Genomic DNA, 16,130 nt, shown 5'->3' on the forward strand with positions numbered 1-16,130 from the left:
AACCGGATAGTAAGAAACAGCAGAGTAAGAGCACAAAGAATCGTACGCAACAAAGCGTACGATTCTTTTCTGTTAAAAATGCTGATAAAGGAATGAAAAATGAAAAAGATTGCCAGTATATGTATGGCTGTAATGGTTTGTACCGCAATACTCATGGGATGTGCGCAGCAAGAGCAGCCGCAGACCGGGCCGTCGGCAAGCATCACGCCTGCTGAAAGCGTTGCCATGGCTGAAAGCACGCCGCCTGCGGAAACCGTGCAGCCCACGCCGGCTCCTACGCCAAGCCCCGCACCGACGGTTAATTACCTCGTTTGGACAGGGGAGCAGTGGAACAATGCGCCGCAGGAGGAAAAACGCGCTGCGGCAGCGGCGGTGCTTGCGGAGATCAGCGGTAAAGACGGCGTAGATAGTACGGAAAACGAAGGAATCGACAGTATGATTGCGTCAATCGACACGTACATGCAGACAAAGCCTGAAGACACGCTGCAGCAAATTGCAGATCAGTCTAAGGAAAAAATAGAAAACCAGGCGGAATAAACAAAAACCGGCCTGCGGGATAGGAAAAGCCATTTGGGCTGCCGCATCCTGCCTGCCGGTTTTTCGTTTTGTATTGTGTTACCCAAGCGCTACGTCCAAAATCATCATGACGATAAAGCCTACCATCACGCCCGCGGTGCCGGAATGCGAGTGTTCGCCCAGATGTGCCTCGGGAATCAGTTCCTCTACCACTACGTAAATCATTGCGCCCGCTGCGAAAGAGAGCAGCCACGGCATCATTCCGGTAATAGAGCCGATGAGCAGCACGCCGATCACTGCGGCAATCGGTTCCACCGCGCCGGACAGCGCACCCCATAAAAACGCTTTACCGTTAGAAAGGCCTTCCTTTTTGAGCGGAAGGGAGATTGCCGCGCCTTCCGGTATGTTTTGCAGCGCCATGCCGATTGCAAGGGCAATCGCAGATGCTAGCGTAACCGCGTCGCCGCCCGTGTCTGCGGCAACGGCGAACGCGAGGCCAACCGCAAGCCCTTCAGGGATGTTGTGCAGCGTTACGGCAAAAACAAGCATTGTGCTTTTACCAAGATGAGCGCGAATCCCTTCCGGTTTATCGCTGCCAATATGCTGGTGGGGCAACAGGTGATCGAGCGCAAATAAAAACAGGCCGCCGAGCGCAAACCCGCCCGCAGCAGGAATCCAGCCAATAACGCCCTGCTCTTCTGCCATTTCGATGCCCGGAATAAGCAATGACCATACGGATGCCGCAATCATAATGCCTGCCGCAAAGCCAAGGAATACCCGTTGTATTTTTGGATTGATCTCCCCGCGGAAAAAGAAAACCACCGCAGAGCCAATTACGGTTGCTGCAAAAGTGACGCCTGTGCCTGCAAGTGCAAGCAACATAGGGTTCAATTCCGTCATGCCACAAATTCCCCCTTGAAATAATATTACCTTTCATAGATAAGCAAAAACAGTATAAGCAAAACAATTTTCATTAAAATTTGGGATGGGGCTGCTTTCCGGCAGATGCCCATGTGCCTATTGTGGATTTGAAATAGCTGTTACAGGCATTGCCTTTGCGTGGTCGCGGCGTACAATCAAAAAATTCAACATGGTACGCCGCTCTGCTTACGGGCGCGAGGCAATGAGTAACAGGGAAAAGCGCCCTCCAGAAACCACCTGCAGGCAATGTCCGGAAACAGCCTTGGCAAGCATGGTTAAGATTTAGGCGCGCGCTGTACGAACCAATAATGCAAGGATTTTTCGTACGCTCGCCGGCAGGTGTGCAAAATGCCGCAACGAGGAGCTTGAGAAGCCGTTTCTCGTTGTGATTTATTTGTTTTAACAGGCGGATGCAGAGCGCTGTATATGGTTTTGGTTTTCAAACTGTACGGCGCGCCTCCGAAGGACGGCGTTTTGTATGCCTGCCCTCGATTTATTGAATGACGTTATTTTTCGATTGGAAGGTCGAGCGCGGTATTGACGATGTTGCGGGACTTTTTGTCTGCGCTTCTGAAAGCAGAAATCAAGTCCTTGTATGGCAGAAGCGCCATTGCCTGACGGGTTTTTTCTGAAACATCGTCCACGCCGCGAATAAGGTAATCACAAGTCACCCCAAAATAGTCGGCAATTTTAACAATAGCTTCAATACTGATTCCTGATGTAGGCTGCTTTTTCCACTTGCTAAAAGTACTTTCAGATAATTCTAAATTTTTGGCTACCTCGTAAGCAGTAATCTTATTTTCTTCTAGCAAAAGTAATATTCTCTCGGATATTTCCATTGATACTGCTCCTAATAAAATACTTTCGTGCAAGAAAGTAAAATAATTGTTGACTACTTGATAAATATAAAGTATACTATGCTTAATGAAAAGCAACCGCCAGACTTTTGGGTAGGGTATGGGTATGGCGGAACGCTTTCGCACAGGCAGACGGATTGAGGACTGTCACATCTATCATCCGTCTGCTTGTATTCTCTTACTCTAACATACTACTTCTATTTTTTCAATATTCCAATACCGGTGGGAGCAAAGTGCTATGTTTAGAAAACATTGCGAAAATTGTGAAGATAACAAAAATAAAAAATACTGTTTCCTGTGCTCTGTCATCCATAACGCGCACGACAGGGTGCGTCCGCTTTTGGAGTCCTACCACTTAAATGAATTTGATATCATGGTCAGCAGCTTTGAGCAGCTTTTAAAACTCCAAAAAGAAACAGCCTACAGGAAAGGATATGTATCCGCACACCTTGAGCAAATAGGATGTTTCATGGACCTCAATAAAAAGCTCGCCGGTAAAGAGCGTCAATAACCGGAAGATAAACGCCACACAAAAAAAGAGCGGTTCACATGGAGCCGCTCTTTTCTGTTTATGCGCCGTAGCGCATGGTGTGAAAATTGAATACCTTTGAAATATACGCGGGTATCTCAAGTTCGTTCAGTATGTTGATAAACCGCTCGCATACATCCGTATCCGTATGGCGCTGTGCGACGTTAATCACAAGCTCGTCATTGTACGACACCACAGCCAGCGTGAACGGATTGAGCGCGGTAGGCAGGCAGGGATAAATTTCTTCAATATATGGTTCCATAGAGGGCGGAAAGGAAATTTTGCCTAAATTTGTGATGATATAGGTCGTCTGGCCGGAGGTCTGCTCGATTGACTCGGCCATAATCCTGCACTTTTCCTCAACGCTCAGGTCGGAATCAAGTAACTCGAGAATTTCGACAGCGTTTTTCTTTGCGTCGTAGGCCAGCTCATGCGCCTGCGTCTGGAAATCAAGCAGGCCCTTTTCGATATTCAAAATGGCCTCAAATGAAAGCCCGCTCATCTTTTTGTCGTAAGGAATCCCCGCACAGGAAATAAAGTTGCGCGTTGTTTTGCTGGGGTAATAGGGCCGCATATTTACAGGGATCGCCGCAATGATGGGCGTTTCGTATTCGCCGTCAGCGCAATGCTTTTCATAAATCGCCGCTGAAAACAGCGGACAGATGAATGTGACGGGGCTTGCCTTGTATTCCTTTACAATGCCGCGCAGCTTCTGGAAGGGAAGGCGTATCTGTACCACAGTATCCTCAGGATCTCCTGAGGTGGAAACGTCCGGCACACGGTAAGCGGGAAACCTTGGATATGCGTCTCGTCCATTTTCCGGCAACTTGTTTAAAACCGCATCCTCGGCCTCTTCCTCTTCAAAGGACGTGCTTTCATCGCGGATGCTTCCGTCGTTTTCAACGGGCAATCCTGTTTCCTTCATATAATAATATAGTATGCTTTTCAAAAATACGATAAAACCAAGACCGTCGGCGAGCGCATGGAACCAGTCGGCATGGACGGTGTTTCCTTCGTAGGAAATGCAGAACAGGTAAGCGTTGGTATCCTCCGTACCCATGCGGCGCACAACGCTTCCGTTGCCTTCAAATACGGGCGCAGGCAGGTCGATCGGAATGAAAAAGTAATTGCTCTTATCCTGTGCAACGCCAACCGCCATCTGGGGATAGCGCTCCAACGCGTGATCCGCTGCCCTTTGCAGCGCACTGCCGTCCACCGGCCCGGATAACCTTACTGTAAAACGTGGCACGCAGCCGCATGAAAGATGGCTTCCATATAAATATGACTTTCCATTGGCATCGAGCGTGAGCGCCGGATTATTTTGTTTCGACATGAATATCTCCTTATTGTTTTATCAAAAATATTTCGAGACTTACCACTATTTTAACATTGCATTTTACGGGAAACAACGAAAATGCGTGAAATGACAGGATTTTAATGTAAAAAAGACGCCGGGCACACATCCTTTGGATGTATCGTCCGGCGATCTGTACAAGGTTGGAAGGGAAGGGTTACTTTTCGTGGCATTCGTGCGCATGTTCATGCCTGCAGCACACCGAGTCGTCTGAGACGAGCGAACCGTCAAGGAAAGCCTGCGCCGCATCCTTTGCAACGCCCTGTGCTCCCGTTACGATCTCAATGCCCTTTGCATCAAATTTTTCGCGCGCGCCCGCGCCCATACCACCGGAAATGATGACGTTTACTCCGCGGTCTGCCAAAAATTCGATCAGGTTGTGGTCGTGCCCCGGGCTTACTACATTTTCGCTGCTGGTGATTGACTTGCCCTCCGTGGTAAAGATGTTAAAATTTGAGCAATGCCCAAAATGTCCGGATACGTTTTTTTCTTCACTGGCTACTGCAATTTTCATGGTGTTTCTCCTTTATATATAATAGTATGTTTTTTCGGCCTGTAAAAAGGCCTGCCTTTTCGTTGGGGCGGTTATGCGCCATGACGCGGGCAGCCGCTGTGACGCGGACAACCGCGCGCTCCGCACGGGCGTTCCGTTTCGCTGCACAGCTTGTAATCCCCGCCTTCAATACGGAGCGCGCGTCCCTCAACCAGGAAGGCTGCGAGCTTTTTGCGCGCGCCGTCATAAATCCTCTGGACCGTAGGACGGGCCACAGACATCCGCTGCGCGCATTCCTCCTGTGTCAGGTTCTCAAAATCGATCAGGCGCACCGTTTCAAATTCCTCCACAGTCATCACAAGCGGCTCCGCGCCGGAAGGGGAAACGTCGCCGATGGGGGAGAAGCGGTTTTGAACGGGCATACTGCATACGCGTCTGCATTTTCTTGGTCTTGCCATAACTGTCCCTCGTTTTATGAGCATATGCTCTTTATGAAACCAGTATAGCACATTATGAACATATGTCAATAATAAAGCGAAAAATACCATTTACCATATCTTGTGCCGTAATATTTCATAAAACCACTATTTTTCCCGTTTTTGAAAAAAGCGGAAAAAAGTTGAAAAAAAGCCTTGAAATCGCGGGTTTGGTGTTGTATAATTTAGTACGTTGCGCTATATGCGTATTTTTTGGGATGAAGCGAGAGGTTACCGGAAGCCACCGGATAGTTCCCGCCGACAATCGCCCGGACGTTGATCCGGACGCTCCAAAAGAGGACAGGAATGCGAAAGGAACACGCGCCCTGTCCAAAAAAAGCGAAACGACACACACGGCTATGTGTGTCAGCGAACGCGGCTCAGGCCGTGAATCAGAAGGAGGAGTAAACAAATGGCAAGCCAAAGAATTAGAATCAAGCTCAAAGCTTACGACCACAACCTGATCGATCAGAGCGCTCAGAGAATTGTGGATACGGCAAAACGTACAGGCGCTAAGATTTCAGGCCCTGTGCCGCTTCCCACGCAGAAGGAGATCATCACGATCCTGCGTGCGACGCACAAATATAAGGATTCCAGAGAACAATTTGAGATCAAAACACATAAACGCTTGATCGACATACTCGAAGCAAACGCTAAGACAACAGACGCGCTCATGCGCCTCGATCTGCCTGCTGGCGTGGACATCGAAATCAAACTGTAAAACAAGCGATAAGACGGAGGAAAAGATATGAAAGCTATACTGGGTGAAAAAATCGGTATGACTCAGATCTTCACAGAAGACGGCAGAGTCGTTCCCGTAACAGTAGTAAAAGCCGGCCCTTGCGTTATCGTTCAGAAGAAAACGGTAGAGTCAGACGGTTACAATGCAGTGCAGGTGGGATTTGGAGACATCAAAGAGAAAAACGTCAACAAACCCTTAAAAGGTCATTTTGGCAAAGTAAAGGCAACGCCTACACGTTACCTGCGCGAGTTCCGCGGCGACGACGCGGAAGGCCTCGAAGCGGGAGCGGAAATCAAGGCGGATATCTTTGAAGCAGGAGAGAAGATCGACGTTTCCGGTATTTCAAAGGGAAAAGGCTTCCTCGGGGTAATCGCCCGCTGGGGCCAGCACAGAGGACCTATGAGCCACGGTTCCAGATACCACAGACGCCCCGGTTCCATGGGCGCGTGCGCATCCCCGGGTAAAGTTATGAAGGGCAAACGCCTTCCCGGACGCGGCGGCTTCGATAAGGTAACAATCCAGAACCTGGAAGTCGTAAAGGTAGATATGGACAAAAACCTGATATTAATCAAGGGCGCGGTTCCCGGTGCCAAGGGCGGCCTTGTAACAATCAAAAAAAGCGTTAAGTCGCTTTAAGACCGCTTTGAAAAGGAGGAAGTAATTATGCCAAATGTATCAGTATATAAGACCGACGGCAAAGAGGCTGGCACGATCCAGCTCAAAGACGAAGTCTTCGGCGTAGAGATAAATAAAGCAGTGATGCACGACGCAGTGGTTGCACACCTGGCCAACAGGAGACAGGGCACACAGTCTGCGCTCACACGCAGCGAAGTGCGCGGCGGCGGCATCAAGCCTTTCAGGCAGAAGGGCACAGGCCGGGCGCGCCAGGGTACGATTCGCGCACCCCAAATGGCGGGCGGCGGCGTTGTATTCGCTCCCAAGCCGAGGGATTATTCCACGAAGCTCAACAAGAAAGTACGCGCGCTTGCAATCTGCTCCGCGCTGTCACAGAAAGTTGCAGATAAGGATATCATCGTGATGGAAGACCTCAAAATGAAGGCGCCCAAAACGAAGGAAATGGTAACGATCCTGAAAAGCCTGAAGGCTGGAAAAGCGCTGATCGTCACAAACGGCAAGGATGAAGACGTTGTACGCGCTGCTGCAAACCTTCAGGGCGTAAAAACAACGATGGCTTCCACGCTGAGCGTGTACGACATCCTGAATTTTGACAAGTTCATCGTAACAAAGGACGCGATCCAGGCAATCGAGGAGGTGTACGCATAATGAAAGATATCCATGATATTATCATTAAACCCATTCTTTCAGAGAAAAGCTACGACCTTATCCCCAAGAAAACCTACACGTTTTTAGTGGAAAAAGGAGCGAACAAAACGCAGATCAAGGCTGCGGTAGAAGAAATCTTTGAGGTGAAGGTAAAAGCGGTTACCACTTCACGCAAGGAAGGCAAGCTGAAAAGACAGGGACGCACGGAGGGCAGAAGGCCCGAAACAAAAAAAGCTTATGTGACGCTCACCGAAGAATCCAAGACAATCGAATTCTTCGAAAGCATGGCACAGTAAGCGCGGCAGGGAGGTTACTTATTTATGGCTATTAAGAAATACAACCCGACTTCTCCGGGCAGAAGATTCATGTCGGTTTCGGCTTTTGAGGAAATTACATCAACGACTCCGGAAAAATCACTGCTCGTTTCGCTCAAGAAATCAGGCGGGAGAAATGTGCACGGCAGGATCACGGTAAGACACGTGGGCGGCGGTGCCAAGAGAAAATACAGGATCATCGATTTCAAACGCGACAAAGACGGCGTGCCGGCTAAGGTTGCAACCATCGAATACGATCCAAACAGAAGCGCAAACATCGCGCTGCTCCATTACGTTGACGGAGAGAAGAGATACATCATCGCTCCTGTCGGCCTCAAAGTGGGAGACACGATTGTTTCCGGCGCAGAGGCGGACATCAAGCCCGGCAACGCATTGCCGCTCTCGGCAATCCCGGTCGGCACGATGATCCACAATGTGGAAGTAAAACCCGGCAAAGGCGCGCAGCTCGTAAGAAGCGCAGGCAATGCCGCACAGCTGATGGCAAAAGAGGGCAGATACGCTCAGGTGAGACTCCCCTCCGGCGAAGTCAGAATGATCCTCATCGGCGCGAAAGCGACGATCGGCCAGGTTGGCAATGTGGATCAGGAAAACATCAACATCGGTAAAGCAGGCAGAAAGCGCCATATGGGTGTTCGTCCCACAGTTCGCGGTAGCGTTATGAACCCGAACGACCATCCGCACGGCGGTGGTGAAGGTAAATCACCTGTCGGACGTCCGGGCCCTGTGACACCTTGGGGTAAACCGGCTCTCGGGTATAAGACTCGCAAGAAGAAAAACCCGTCAGACAAGTTTATCGTAAGACGCAGAAACGCTAAATAATTGAAGGAGTGAATTTGCAGATATGAGTAGGTCAGTAAAAAAGGGACCATTTATAAATGAAAAGCTTCTGGCGCGCGTTCAGGAGATGAATGAAAAGAACGAAAAGAAAGTGCTGAAAACATGGTCGCGTCCCTCCACGATCTTCCCGGATATGGTAGGACACACAATCGGCGTTCATGACGGCAGAAAATTCGTTCCGGTCTATGTTACAGAAGACATGGTCGGACATAAACTCGGCGAGTTCGCACCCACACGTTCGTTCCGTGGGCACGCGGGCGAAAAATCGTCCAGATAACCAAGAAGGAGGTAACAATTCATGGCTACGAGACAAAGAGAAAAAGCCGCGAAACGGCAAGAAGAAAAAGACAGAAGACCAAAAGCCGTTGCGAAATATGTTCGCATTTCCTCCCGAAAGGTGAAGGCGGTTATTGACCTCATCAGAGGTATGCAGGTGGCAGACGCAAAGGCGGTTTTGATGAATACGCCAAACGGCGCAACAGAGCCTGTCGGCAAGGTTCTGAATTCCGCGATCGCCAATGCGGAGAACAACATGAACCTCTCGGCAGATACGCTGTTCGTCGCGGAAGTTTTCGCAGACCAGGGTCCTACGCTCAAGCGGTTCAGACCCCGTGCTCAGGGCAGGGCGTCGCGCATCCGTAAGAGAACGAGCCACATCACAATAATCTTGGATCAGGTCAAATAAGGAGGTATACGATGGGTCAGAAAGTACATCCCCATGGTTTTCGGGTTGGTATTATTAAAGACTGGGATGCCAGATGGACAGCAAAAAAGTCTAAATTTGCCGATTACATCGTGGAAGACGATAAAATCAGAAAATTTTTAAAGAAAAAACTGTATGCCGCGGGTATCTCGAAAATCGAGATCGAGCGTGCAGCTCAGAAAATTTCGGTCAATATCTTTACGGGTAAGCCCGGTATCGTTATTGGCAAGGGCGGCACAGGCGTTGAGATTTTGAAGAAAGACCTTGTGAAGCTCACAGGCACAAACGTTGCCGTCAATATTATCGAGGTAAAAAGAGTGGACGTTGACGCGCAGCTCGTTGCAGAAAACGTTGCGCAGCAGCTCGAAAAGCGTATTTCTTTCCGCCGTGCGATGAAACAGTCCATCGGCAGGACGATGAAGGCGGGCGCAAAGGGAATTAAGATCATGTGCTCCGGACGCCTGGGCGGTGCTGAAATCGCCAGGGTTGAGCAGTATCATGAAGGTTCCATTCCGCTGCAGACCATCAGGGCGGACATCGACTACGGTTTTGCGGAAGCAAACACTACCTACGGCAAGATTGGCGTAAAGGTGTGGATTTATAAAGGCGAGATTTTAGGGAATCCTTTAAAGGATAGAGCAAAACCTTCGACAGTGGAAGGAGGTAGAAAAAATGTTAATGCCAAAAAGGGTTAAGCGCAGAAGACAGTTCAGGGGACGTATGAAGGGCAAGGCATTGCGCGGAAATACGATCAACTATGGTGATTACGGCCTTGTGGCTATGGAGCCGGGCTGGATTAAGAGCAACCAGATTGAGGCGGCGCGTGTCGCCATGACAAGATATATCAAGAGGGGCGGACAGGTTTGGATCAAAATCTTCCCTCATAAGCCGGTCACGGAAAAGCCCGCTGAAACACGTATGGGCAGCGGTAAAGGTTCTCCGGAGTACTGGGTGGCAGTTGTAAAGCCGGGCAGGGTTATGTTCGAGCTGGCGGGCGTTTCGGAAGAGACGGCGCGTGCGGCACTCACCCGTGCGGCGCATAAGCTTCCAATCAAGTGCAAGTTTGCTATCAAGCAGCTAAATAACGAGGCAGGTGGTGAGCAGGATGAAAGCTAACGAAATGCGTGAAATGACAAAAGATGAGCTGATCGCAAAATTAAGCGATCTGAAAACTGAGTTTTTTAACCTGCGGTTCCAGCTCGCAACTGGCCAGCTGAACAATCCTTCCAGCATCCAGTTTGTGAAGAAGGACATCGCCAGGGTGAAGACGGTTTTAAAGGAAATGGAGCTAAACAGCCAGAAAGTGGCGGAGTAAGTTAAGGAGGACGTCTTCAGATGAGTGAAGAAGCAAGAGGTTACCGCAAAGAGAGAATCGGCACGGTAGTGAGCGATAAAATGGACAAGACGATTGTCGTTGCAATAAAGAGCAGGAAAACGCATCCCTTGTACGGTAAAACCATCAATTATACAAATAAGCTTAAGGCGCATGACGAGAACAACGAAGCAGGCGTGGGCGATACGGTTAAGCTGATGGAAACAAGACCGCTTTCAAAAGACAAGAGATGGCGACTGGTTCAGATTGTAGAAAAAGCGAAATAAAGACGAATGATGCGTCCCCTCGGCGAGGAGGCGCGCAAAGGAGGAGTCAGGATGATACAGCCAGAGACACGCCTAAAGGTTGCAGACAATTCAGGCGCTAAAATAATCCAGTGCATCCGCGTGATGGGCGGCAGTGTTAAAAAGACAGCCAACATCGGCGATGTGATTATTGCATCTGTGAAAACTGCGACGCCCGGCGGCGTAGTTAAGAAAAAAGACGTGGTGAAAGCCGTTGTCGTACGCTCCGTTTCAGGAGTGAGAAGGCAGGACGGTTCTCATATCAGATTTGATGAAAATGCAGCGGTCATTATCGACGCGAACAAACAGCCCAAGGGTACGCGTATTTTCGGGCCTGTTGCAAGGGAGCTCAGGGACAGGGATTATATGAAAATCGTGTCGCTTGCTCCGGAAGTTCTTTAAGGAGGTCACGGGAGATATGGCAATGAAAATCAAAAAAGGCGATACCGCAGTTGTGATTTCCGGAAAAGAAAAAGGAAAGCAGGCTAAGGTTTTGAAGGTTGAGCCCAAGGCGGGTAAGGTTGTCCTCGAGGGCACGAATATGCTGACAAAGCATAAAAAACCGAAAAATCAGACGACGCCCGGCGGGATCATCAAGCAGGAAGGTGCGTTTGACGCATCCAATGTAATGGTAGTATGCCCAAAGTGCTCAAAGGCAACGAGAGTAGGGCATGAAGTTAAAGATGGCGAAAAGATCCGCGTATGCAAAAAATGCGGCGCATCGCTGTGAGTGAAGGGAGGTAATTATCTGATATGCCAAGATTAAAAGATACATACAAGGCGGAACTCGTTCCGGCCATGATGCAGAAGTTTGAATACAAAAACGTTAATCAGGTACCCAAGCTCGAAAAAGTTGTAATCAATATGGGGCTTGGTGAAGCAAAAGATAACCCGAAGGCCCTTGACTCCGCAGTGGAGGATTTAACGGTTATCGCAGGCCAAAAGCCGGTGGTTACATATGCAAAGAAATCCGTCGCGAACTTTAAGCTGCGCGAGGGAATGAAGATTGGCGCTAAGGTAACACTGCGCGGCGACAGGATGTATGAGTTTATTGATAAGCTCATCAGCATTGCAATCCCGCGTGTGCGTGACTTCAGAGGACTTTCCGCAAAATCCTTTGACGGCAGGGGCAATTTTGCTATGGGTTTCAAGGAGCAGCTTGTGTTCCCTGAAATCGAGTACGATAAGGTAGACGCGATCCGCGGTATGGATATCATCGTTGTAACGACGGCGGAAACCGATGAAGAAGCAAGAGAGCTCTTAACCCAGATGGGTATGCCATTTGCGCACTAAGGGAGGAAAAAGGTTATCATGGCTAAAAAAAGTATGATTTTAAAGCAGCAGAGAGGCTCGAAATTCTCTACACGTAATTACACGAGATGCCGTATTTGCGGCAGGCCTCACTCCGTGCTGAGAAAATACGGCATTTGCCGCGTTTGCTTCAGGGAGCTTGCATACCGCGGTCAGATTCCGGGTGTGAAAAAAGCGAGCTGGTAATGTAATAATTGCTCTTGCGGGCGCTGCGAATTGCGGCGGCGGCAGGGCGGGCTGCGGAAAGCAGGGAAACCTGAACCCCGTTAGCCTTAACCACGAGGACAAAACAAGGAGGAAACAATATGCCGGTAACAGATTCTGTCGCAGATATGCTGACACGCATTCGTAACGGTCTTACTGCAAAACACGATGTTGTAGAAGTACCTGCGTCCAATATGAAAAAGGCAATTGGTCAGATATTGCTCCAGGAGGGCTATATCAAAGGCTGCGAATTTATAGATGACGGCGTACAGGGTACGCTGAGAATTAAACTCAAGTACGGACCGGGCGGCGAAAAAGTCATCTCGGGCCTGAAGAAAATTTCCAAGCCGGGCCTTCGGGTGTATGCGCGGCACGACAAGCTGCCCCGTGTTTTAAACGGTCTTGGAATCGCTATTATCTCTACGTCAAAGGGCATCATCACAGACGCGCAGGCGCGCCGTGAAGCGGTTGGCGGAGAAGTAATCGCCTATATTTGGTAGTTGGAGGTTAAGAAAATGTCGAGAATAGGAAAATTGCCTATCGATTTACCCTCCGGCGTGACCGTGACCACTGCGGGAAACGAAGTGACTGTCAAGGGTAAAAATGGCGAATTGAAAGCAAAATTCAGTGATAAGATCACGATCAAGCAGGAAGGCGAGCAGATCGTGCTGACGCGCGATTCCGATCAAAAGGAAAGCAAAGCGCTGCACGGACTTACGCGTGCGCTTCTTGCGAACATGGTAAAGGGCGTTTCCGAAGGCTTCCAGAAAAATCTGGAGATCGTCGGAGTCGGCTACAGGGTACAGCTTCAGGGCAAAAAACTTGTGTTTGGCCTTGGGTACTCTCATCCGGTAGAAGTGGAAGCTCCGGAAGGCATCACGTTTGAGGTACCAAACCCCAACAGCGTAATCATCAAAGGAATTGATAAACAGGCAGTTGGCCAATGCGCAGCGAATATTCGCTCGCTTCGTCCGCCGGAACCCTATAAGGGCAAGGGCATTAAGTACGAAGGCGAATATATCCGCCGCAAAGTTGGTAAAACGGGTATGTAATGGAGGCGTAAGAGCAGTATGATTAATAAAAAAGACAGAAATGAAATTAGAAAAAAGCGCCATCAGAGAATTCGCAACAAGATTTCCGGAACGGCAAGCCGTCCGCGGATGAATGTTTACAGAAGCCTGAACAATATTTATGTTCAGTTTATCGACGATGTCGCTGGCAATACGCTTTGCAGCGCTTCCTCTATGGATTCTGAAATCAAGGAGAAGTGCCAGCAGGCGACAAAGACCGACGCCGCAAAAATGGTGGGAGAGCTTGCAGGACGCCGTGCTTCGGCAGCGGGGATCAGCGAAGTTGTTTTTGACCGCGGAGGTTATCTCTATACAGGCAGAGTAGCTCAGGTTGCGCAGGGCGCAAGGGCTGCCGGCCTCAAGTTTTGATAGGAGGTACGGACATTGCAGAAAGATAGAGCGATTGATGCAGGTACTCTTGACTTAAAAGAAAAATTAGTGGCGATCAACCGTGTTGCAAAGACGGTTAAGGGTGGTCGTAATATGCGCTTTTCCGCTTTGGTCGTTGTTGGTGACGAAAACGGCCATGTGGGAGTTGGCATGGGAAAAGCGACGGAAATTCCGGAAGCAATCAGGAAAGCTGTTCAGGCTGCAAAGCATGACATGGTTACTGTTTCGCTTAAGGGAACGTCGATTCCTCATGAGGTAATCGGAAAATTCGGACGTGGAAGAGTTCTGCTCCTCCCCGCTGCCGAAGGTACCGGCGTTATTGCGGGCGGTCCCGCGCGTGCGGTGCTGGAGCTTGCCGGTATCAAAGATATCAGGACAAAATCACAGGGCTCAAACAATCCGATCAACTGTGTAAAAGCGACGCTTGAAGGTCTCAGAGAGCTGAGAAGCGCGGAGCAGGTTGCACGCCTGCGCGGCATCAGCGTAGACCAGCTGCAATAAGGAGGCTTATTATGAACTTAAAGATCAAACTTGTAAAAAGCCCCATTGGCTATGCGCAAAACCAGAAGGACACGGTAAAAGCCCTCGGTTTGCGTAAGATCGGTCAGGAAGTTGTGCGGCCGGACAACGCGCCCATCAGGGGTATGGTGTTCAAGGTTAAGCATCTTGTATCGGTTGAAGAGACAAAATAAGGAGGAAGCCTATGAAACTACATGAACTTGGCCCTGTGGAGGGTGCGAAAAAGTCACCCAAAAGAGTAGGCAGAGGATGTGGATCAGGGATTGGTAAAACTTCCGCAAGAGGTCAGAAAGGCCAGAAATCCCGTAGTGGCGGCGGTGTCCGTCCGGGATTCGAAGGTGGTCAGATGCCGCTTGCAAGGCGTTTGCCGAAGAGAGGATTCACAAATATATTTGCAAAAGAGTATGCGACCGTTAATGTCTCCGACTTGGAAAAACTGGATGACGGTGCGATTGTGGACGTAAATACGCTTCTTGAAAACGGTATGATCAAAAAAGCGTGTGACGGACTCAAGGTGCTTGGAAACGGCGAACTGAAAAAGAAGCTGACCGTAAAGGCTGTAAAGTTCACCAAAACGGCTGAGCAGAAAATTACGGCTGCAGGCGGCAGTATCGAGGTGTTATAATGTTTAAAACCATTGCAAACGCCTGGAAGATGCCGGATATCAGAAAAAAGATTCTGTTCACGCTTCTGATGCTGCTCATCTATCGCATCGGTGTGTTCATTCCGGTTCCTGGCGTAAATGTAGATTTCATTGCAACCCAGGTAGAAAGCTATGACGTGCTTGGATTCCTGAACTTGTTTTCAGGCGGTGCGCTTGGTAATATGACGATTTTTGCGCTTGGTATCGTTCCGTATATCAACGCATCCATCATCATGAATCTTCTGACGGTTGCAATTCCAAGACTGGAACGTCTCGCCAAGGAAGGCGACGATGGAAGGAAAAAGATTGCTGCAATTACAAGATACCTCGGCGTTATCCTTGGTCTTGTTCAGGCGATTGGTATTCTCCTTGGCCTTGGCACACAAGCAGTTGAAGCGAATGCAACTTGGTTTACGTATGTGACAATCATCGCCTGCCTCACAGCGGGTACGGCGCTCATCATGTGGATCGGCGAGCGGATCACAGAGCATGGTATTGGAAACGGTATCTCCCTGCTGATCTTTATCAGCATTATCTCCCGCGTACCGAATATGCTGCAAAATATTGGCGGCGCAGTGGTATCCGGGGAGACGAGCTTCTGGTCGGTGGTGATCGTTGCGGGCCTTGCGTTTGTCATTATCCTTGGTATCACGTTTGTGGACCTTGGGGAACGCAGGATTCCGGTGCAGTACGCAAAGCGTGTTGTCGGCAGGAAGATGTACGGCGGACAGTCCACCCACATCCCGATGAAGGTCAACCAAAGCGGCGTTATGCCTTTGATTTTCGCGGTAACGATCCTGATGCTTCCGGGCATGATCGGTCAGTTCTGGCCGGAAAGCGGATTCTATCAGTGGTATCAGCTGTACGCAGGACCGGGAACGATCGTTTATGGTGTGATTTACGCACTGCTGATTCTGTTCTTCTCGTATTTCTATTCACAGATTGCGTTCAATCCTGTGGATGTGAGTAAGAACCTGCAGCAAAACGGCGGATTTATTCCGGGTATCAGGCCGGGCAAGCCCACGTCTGATTACCTGGCAAAGATACTTTCCAGAATTACTCTGTTTGGCGCAATTTTCCTTGCGGTTGTTGCGGCGGTTCCGTCACTGTTTACATTTACGACGGGCGTTACCAGTATCTTCGGTGCAACCAGTTTGCTGATCATGGTAAATGTTGCGCTTGAGACAACCAAACAGCTGGAATCGCAGATGATGATGAGGCACTACAAAGGCTTCCTGAACTAGGGAGCAGCGTCCGAACCTTGGGTTCGGCCAACGTTGCCCCGGCAAGGGATGTCCGTGATGCCTGACGCTCTGAATGCGGAGCATT

General features: G+C 49.5%; 30 protein-coding genes. 25 read left to right on the forward strand and 5 right to left on the reverse strand.

Annotated features, from left to right (window positions below; genetic code table 11):
* Window positions 1–99 precede the first annotated feature (99 nt).
* Window positions 100–537: a hypothetical protein gene (locus ACS5WU_RS05390; RefSeq protein ID WP_046443506.1), complete on the forward strand. Its 438-nt coding sequence runs from the start codon at window positions 100–102 to the stop codon at window positions 535–537.
* Between the two features lie 78 nt (window positions 538–615).
* Here the strand turns inward: ACS5WU_RS05390 and ACS5WU_RS05395 are convergent, their stop codons facing one another.
* Both ACS5WU_RS05395 and ACS5WU_RS05400 read right to left on the reverse strand, forming a co-directional pair.
* Window positions 616–1,416, reverse strand: coding sequence for a ZIP family metal transporter (locus ACS5WU_RS05395; RefSeq protein WP_046443505.1), 801 nt, complete (start codon window positions 1,414–1,416; stop codon window positions 616–618).
* A gap of 527 nt (window positions 1,417–1,943) precedes the next feature.
* Window positions 1,944–2,276 (reverse strand): helix-turn-helix domain-containing protein, encoded by a 333-nt coding sequence (locus ACS5WU_RS05400; protein ID WP_052740448.1) that lies wholly within the window; start codon window positions 2,274–2,276, stop codon window positions 1,944–1,946.
* A 256-nt stretch (window positions 2,277–2,532) separates the two neighbouring features.
* Here ACS5WU_RS05400 and ACS5WU_RS05405 point away from each other — a divergent pair, with 256 nt between their 5' ends.
* Window positions 2,533–2,805, forward strand: a complete 273-nt coding sequence (locus ACS5WU_RS05405) for a hypothetical protein (RefSeq protein ID WP_046443504.1) — start codon at window positions 2,533–2,535, stop codon at window positions 2,803–2,805.
* 58 nt (window positions 2,806–2,863) lie between these two features.
* On the opposite strand, the gene ACS5WU_RS05410 is transcribed toward ACS5WU_RS05405, so the two are convergent.
* The 3 genes from ACS5WU_RS05410 to ACS5WU_RS05420 all read right to left on the reverse strand — a co-directional run bounded on the left by ACS5WU_RS05410 (window position 2,864) and on the right by ACS5WU_RS05420 (window position 5,128).
* Window positions 2,864–4,156: a hypothetical protein gene (locus tag ACS5WU_RS05410; protein WP_302760536.1), complete on the reverse strand. Its 1,293-nt coding sequence runs from the start codon at window positions 4,154–4,156 to the stop codon at window positions 2,864–2,866.
* Between the two features lie 178 nt (window positions 4,157–4,334).
* On the reverse strand, window positions 4,335–4,691 hold the full coding sequence (locus ACS5WU_RS05415; RefSeq protein WP_046443502.1) for a NifB/NifX family molybdenum-iron cluster-binding protein: 357 nt from the start codon (window positions 4,689–4,691) through the stop codon (window positions 4,335–4,337).
* A 71-nt stretch (window positions 4,692–4,762) separates the two neighbouring features.
* On the reverse strand, window positions 4,763–5,128 hold the full coding sequence (locus ACS5WU_RS05420) for a DUF134 domain-containing protein (RefSeq protein WP_302760535.1): 366 nt from the start codon (window positions 5,126–5,128) through the stop codon (window positions 4,763–4,765).
* A gap of 236 nt (window positions 5,129–5,364) precedes the next feature.
* Between ACS5WU_RS05420 and ACS5WU_RS05425 the strand changes: the two genes are divergently transcribed.
* The 23 genes from ACS5WU_RS05425 to secY all read left to right on the forward strand — a co-directional run bounded on the left by ACS5WU_RS05425 (window position 5,365) and on the right by secY (window position 16,045).
* Window positions 5,365–5,610: a hypothetical protein gene (locus ACS5WU_RS05425; RefSeq protein WP_160295613.1), complete on the forward strand. Its 246-nt coding sequence runs from the start codon at window positions 5,365–5,367 to the stop codon at window positions 5,608–5,610.
* Complete coding sequence (gene rpsJ / locus ACS5WU_RS05430; RefSeq protein ID WP_046443500.1) at window positions 5,559–5,867, forward strand: 30S ribosomal protein S10; 309 nt, start codon at window positions 5,559–5,561, stop codon at window positions 5,865–5,867. The genes ACS5WU_RS05425 and rpsJ overlap by 52 nt, the downstream gene beginning before the upstream one ends.
* 27 nt (window positions 5,868–5,894) lie before the next feature.
* Window positions 5,895–6,524 (forward strand): 50S ribosomal protein L3, encoded by a 630-nt coding sequence (rplC, locus tag ACS5WU_RS05435; protein WP_046443499.1) that lies wholly within the window; start codon window positions 5,895–5,897, stop codon window positions 6,522–6,524.
* 27 nt (window positions 6,525–6,551) lie between these two features.
* On the forward strand, window positions 6,552–7,172 hold the full coding sequence (gene rplD / locus ACS5WU_RS05440; RefSeq protein ID WP_046443498.1) for a 50S ribosomal protein L4: 621 nt from the start codon (window positions 6,552–6,554) through the stop codon (window positions 7,170–7,172).
* Window positions 7,172–7,468, forward strand: a complete 297-nt coding sequence (gene rplW, locus ACS5WU_RS05445; RefSeq protein ID WP_046443497.1) for a 50S ribosomal protein L23 — start codon at window positions 7,172–7,174, stop codon at window positions 7,466–7,468. The genes rplD and rplW overlap by 1 nt, the downstream gene beginning before the upstream one ends.
* 24 nt (window positions 7,469–7,492) lie before the next feature.
* Window positions 7,493–8,326, forward strand: a complete 834-nt coding sequence (rplB, locus tag ACS5WU_RS05450) for a 50S ribosomal protein L2 (protein WP_046443496.1) — start codon at window positions 7,493–7,495, stop codon at window positions 8,324–8,326.
* A gap of 22 nt (window positions 8,327–8,348) precedes the next feature.
* Window positions 8,349–8,621 (forward strand): 30S ribosomal protein S19, encoded by a 273-nt coding sequence (gene rpsS / locus ACS5WU_RS05455; RefSeq protein ID WP_046443495.1) that lies wholly within the window; start codon window positions 8,349–8,351, stop codon window positions 8,619–8,621.
* Window positions 8,622–8,642: 21 nt separating this feature from the next.
* On the forward strand, window positions 8,643–9,029 hold the full coding sequence (gene rplV / locus ACS5WU_RS05460; RefSeq protein WP_046443494.1) for a 50S ribosomal protein L22: 387 nt from the start codon (window positions 8,643–8,645) through the stop codon (window positions 9,027–9,029).
* An 11-nt stretch (window positions 9,030–9,040) separates the two neighbouring features.
* Complete coding sequence (gene rpsC / locus ACS5WU_RS05465; RefSeq protein WP_046443493.1) at window positions 9,041–9,742, forward strand: 30S ribosomal protein S3; 702 nt, start codon at window positions 9,041–9,043, stop codon at window positions 9,740–9,742.
* The gene (gene rplP, locus ACS5WU_RS05470) at window positions 9,720–10,163 is read left to right on the forward strand and encodes a 50S ribosomal protein L16 (protein WP_046443492.1); all 444 of its coding nucleotides are present in this window, start codon (window positions 9,720–9,722) and stop codon (window positions 10,161–10,163) included. Before rpsC ends, rplP begins: the two co-directional genes overlap by 23 nt.
* On the forward strand, window positions 10,153–10,362 hold the full coding sequence (gene rpmC, locus ACS5WU_RS05475) for a 50S ribosomal protein L29 (protein WP_046443491.1): 210 nt from the start codon (window positions 10,153–10,155) through the stop codon (window positions 10,360–10,362). Before rplP ends, rpmC begins: the two co-directional genes overlap by 11 nt.
* Window positions 10,363–10,382: 20 nt before the next feature.
* Window positions 10,383–10,646 carry a 30S ribosomal protein S17 gene (rpsQ, locus tag ACS5WU_RS05480; protein ID WP_046443490.1) on the forward strand — a complete coding sequence of 88 codons (264 nt, stop codon included), beginning with the start codon at window positions 10,383–10,385 and terminating at the stop codon, window positions 10,644–10,646.
* A gap of 51 nt (window positions 10,647–10,697) precedes the next feature.
* A complete protein-coding gene (rplN, locus tag ACS5WU_RS05485; RefSeq protein WP_046443489.1) occupies window positions 10,698–11,066 on the forward strand; it encodes a 50S ribosomal protein L14 in 369 nt (122 codons plus the stop codon).
* A 22-nt stretch (window positions 11,067–11,088) separates the two neighbouring features.
* Entirely contained in the window at window positions 11,089–11,394 is a 306-nt protein-coding gene (gene rplX, locus ACS5WU_RS05490) for a 50S ribosomal protein L24 (RefSeq protein ID WP_330379211.1), read from the forward strand.
* A gap of 23 nt (window positions 11,395–11,417) precedes the next feature.
* Window positions 11,418–11,957, forward strand: a complete 540-nt coding sequence (rplE, locus tag ACS5WU_RS05495; protein WP_046443487.1) for a 50S ribosomal protein L5 — start codon at window positions 11,418–11,420, stop codon at window positions 11,955–11,957.
* Between the two features lie 18 nt (window positions 11,958–11,975).
* Window positions 11,976–12,161: a type Z 30S ribosomal protein S14 gene (locus ACS5WU_RS05500; protein ID WP_082103459.1), complete on the forward strand. Its 186-nt coding sequence runs from the start codon at window positions 11,976–11,978 to the stop codon at window positions 12,159–12,161.
* A 119-nt stretch (window positions 12,162–12,280) separates the two neighbouring features.
* The gene (gene rpsH / locus ACS5WU_RS05505; protein WP_046443486.1) at window positions 12,281–12,679 is read left to right on the forward strand and encodes a 30S ribosomal protein S8; all 399 of its coding nucleotides are present in this window, start codon (window positions 12,281–12,283) and stop codon (window positions 12,677–12,679) included.
* A 15-nt stretch (window positions 12,680–12,694) separates the two neighbouring features.
* Window positions 12,695–13,231, forward strand: a complete 537-nt coding sequence (gene rplF, locus ACS5WU_RS05510) for a 50S ribosomal protein L6 (RefSeq protein WP_046443485.1) — start codon at window positions 12,695–12,697, stop codon at window positions 13,229–13,231.
* 18 nt (window positions 13,232–13,249) lie between these two features.
* Window positions 13,250–13,618 (forward strand): 50S ribosomal protein L18, encoded by a 369-nt coding sequence (gene rplR / locus ACS5WU_RS05515; protein ID WP_046443484.1) that lies wholly within the window; start codon window positions 13,250–13,252, stop codon window positions 13,616–13,618.
* Between the two features lie 15 nt (window positions 13,619–13,633).
* Window positions 13,634–14,140, forward strand: a complete 507-nt coding sequence (gene rpsE / locus ACS5WU_RS05520) for a 30S ribosomal protein S5 (RefSeq protein ID WP_046443483.1) — start codon at window positions 13,634–13,636, stop codon at window positions 14,138–14,140.
* An 11-nt stretch (window positions 14,141–14,151) separates the two neighbouring features.
* Complete coding sequence (gene rpmD / locus ACS5WU_RS05525; protein WP_046443482.1) at window positions 14,152–14,331, forward strand: 50S ribosomal protein L30; 180 nt, start codon at window positions 14,152–14,154, stop codon at window positions 14,329–14,331.
* 11 nt (window positions 14,332–14,342) lie between these two features.
* Entirely contained in the window at window positions 14,343–14,783 is a 441-nt protein-coding gene (gene rplO, locus ACS5WU_RS05530; protein WP_046443481.1) for a 50S ribosomal protein L15, read from the forward strand.
* On the forward strand, window positions 14,783–16,045 hold the full coding sequence (secY, locus tag ACS5WU_RS05535; RefSeq protein WP_059109075.1) for a preprotein translocase subunit SecY: 1,263 nt from the start codon (window positions 14,783–14,785) through the stop codon (window positions 16,043–16,045). Before rplO ends, secY begins: the two co-directional genes overlap by 1 nt.
* Window positions 16,046–16,130: the final 85 nt, after the last annotated feature.

The organism is Christensenella sp. KGMB01412 (assembly GCF_055522415.1).

Coding starts and splice junctions, on each gene's coding strand:
- ACS5WU_RS05500 (WP_082103459.1), top strand. CDS start 11,976: ATGGCTAAAAAAAGTATGATTTTAAAGCAGCAGAGAGGCTCGAAATTC.
- rplB (WP_046443496.1), top strand. CDS start 7,493: ATGGCTATTAAGAAATACAACCCGACTTCTCCGGGCAGAAGATTCATG.
- rplP (WP_046443492.1), top strand. CDS start 9,720: ATGTTAATGCCAAAAAGGGTTAAGCGCAGAAGACAGTTCAGGGGACGT.
- rplX (WP_330379211.1), top strand. CDS start 11,089: ATGAAAATCAAAAAAGGCGATACCGCAGTTGTGATTTCCGGAAAAGAA.
- rpmD (WP_046443482.1), top strand. CDS start 14,152: ATGAACTTAAAGATCAAACTTGTAAAAAGCCCCATTGGCTATGCGCAA.
- rplF (WP_046443485.1), top strand. CDS start 12,695: ATGTCGAGAATAGGAAAATTGCCTATCGATTTACCCTCCGGCGTGACC.
- rplE (WP_046443487.1), top strand. CDS start 11,418: ATGCCAAGATTAAAAGATACATACAAGGCGGAACTCGTTCCGGCCATG.
- ACS5WU_RS05410 (WP_302760536.1), bottom strand. CDS start 4,156: ATGTCGAAACAAAATAATCCGGCGCTCACGCTCGATGCCAATGGAAAG.
- ACS5WU_RS05420 (WP_302760535.1), bottom strand. CDS start 5,128: ATGGCAAGACCAAGAAAATGCAGACGCGTATGCAGTATGCCCGTTCAA.
- ACS5WU_RS05390 (WP_046443506.1), top strand. CDS start 100: ATGAAAAAGATTGCCAGTATATGTATGGCTGTAATGGTTTGTACCGCA.
- rpsH (WP_046443486.1), top strand. CDS start 12,281: ATGCCGGTAACAGATTCTGTCGCAGATATGCTGACACGCATTCGTAAC.
- rplW (WP_046443497.1), top strand. CDS start 7,172: ATGAAAGATATCCATGATATTATCATTAAACCCATTCTTTCAGAGAAA.
- ACS5WU_RS05405 (WP_046443504.1), top strand. CDS start 2,533: ATGTTTAGAAAACATTGCGAAAATTGTGAAGATAACAAAAATAAAAAA.
- rpsC (WP_046443493.1), top strand. CDS start 9,041: ATGGGTCAGAAAGTACATCCCCATGGTTTTCGGGTTGGTATTATTAAA.
- rpmC (WP_046443491.1), top strand. CDS start 10,153: ATGAAAGCTAACGAAATGCGTGAAATGACAAAAGATGAGCTGATCGCA.
- ACS5WU_RS05415 (WP_046443502.1), bottom strand. CDS start 4,691: ATGAAAATTGCAGTAGCCAGTGAAGAAAAAAACGTATCCGGACATTTT.
- ACS5WU_RS05395 (WP_046443505.1), bottom strand. CDS start 1,416: ATGACGGAATTGAACCCTATGTTGCTTGCACTTGCAGGCACAGGCGTC.
- ACS5WU_RS05425 (WP_160295613.1), top strand. CDS start 5,365: ATGAAGCGAGAGGTTACCGGAAGCCACCGGATAGTTCCCGCCGACAAT.
- ACS5WU_RS05400 (WP_052740448.1), bottom strand. CDS start 2,276: ATGGAAATATCCGAGAGAATATTACTTTTGCTAGAAGAAAATAAGATT.
- rplC (WP_046443499.1), top strand. CDS start 5,895: ATGAAAGCTATACTGGGTGAAAAAATCGGTATGACTCAGATCTTCACA.
- rpsJ (WP_046443500.1), top strand. CDS start 5,559: ATGGCAAGCCAAAGAATTAGAATCAAGCTCAAAGCTTACGACCACAAC.
- rpsQ (WP_046443490.1), top strand. CDS start 10,383: ATGAGTGAAGAAGCAAGAGGTTACCGCAAAGAGAGAATCGGCACGGTA.
- rplN (WP_046443489.1), top strand. CDS start 10,698: ATGATACAGCCAGAGACACGCCTAAAGGTTGCAGACAATTCAGGCGCT.
- secY (WP_059109075.1), top strand. CDS start 14,783: ATGTTTAAAACCATTGCAAACGCCTGGAAGATGCCGGATATCAGAAAA.
- rplV (WP_046443494.1), top strand. CDS start 8,643: ATGGCTACGAGACAAAGAGAAAAAGCCGCGAAACGGCAAGAAGAAAAA.
- rplD (WP_046443498.1), top strand. CDS start 6,552: ATGCCAAATGTATCAGTATATAAGACCGACGGCAAAGAGGCTGGCACG.
- rplR (WP_046443484.1), top strand. CDS start 13,250: ATGATTAATAAAAAAGACAGAAATGAAATTAGAAAAAAGCGCCATCAG.
- rplO (WP_046443481.1), top strand. CDS start 14,343: ATGAAACTACATGAACTTGGCCCTGTGGAGGGTGCGAAAAAGTCACCC.
- rpsS (WP_046443495.1), top strand. CDS start 8,349: ATGAGTAGGTCAGTAAAAAAGGGACCATTTATAAATGAAAAGCTTCTG.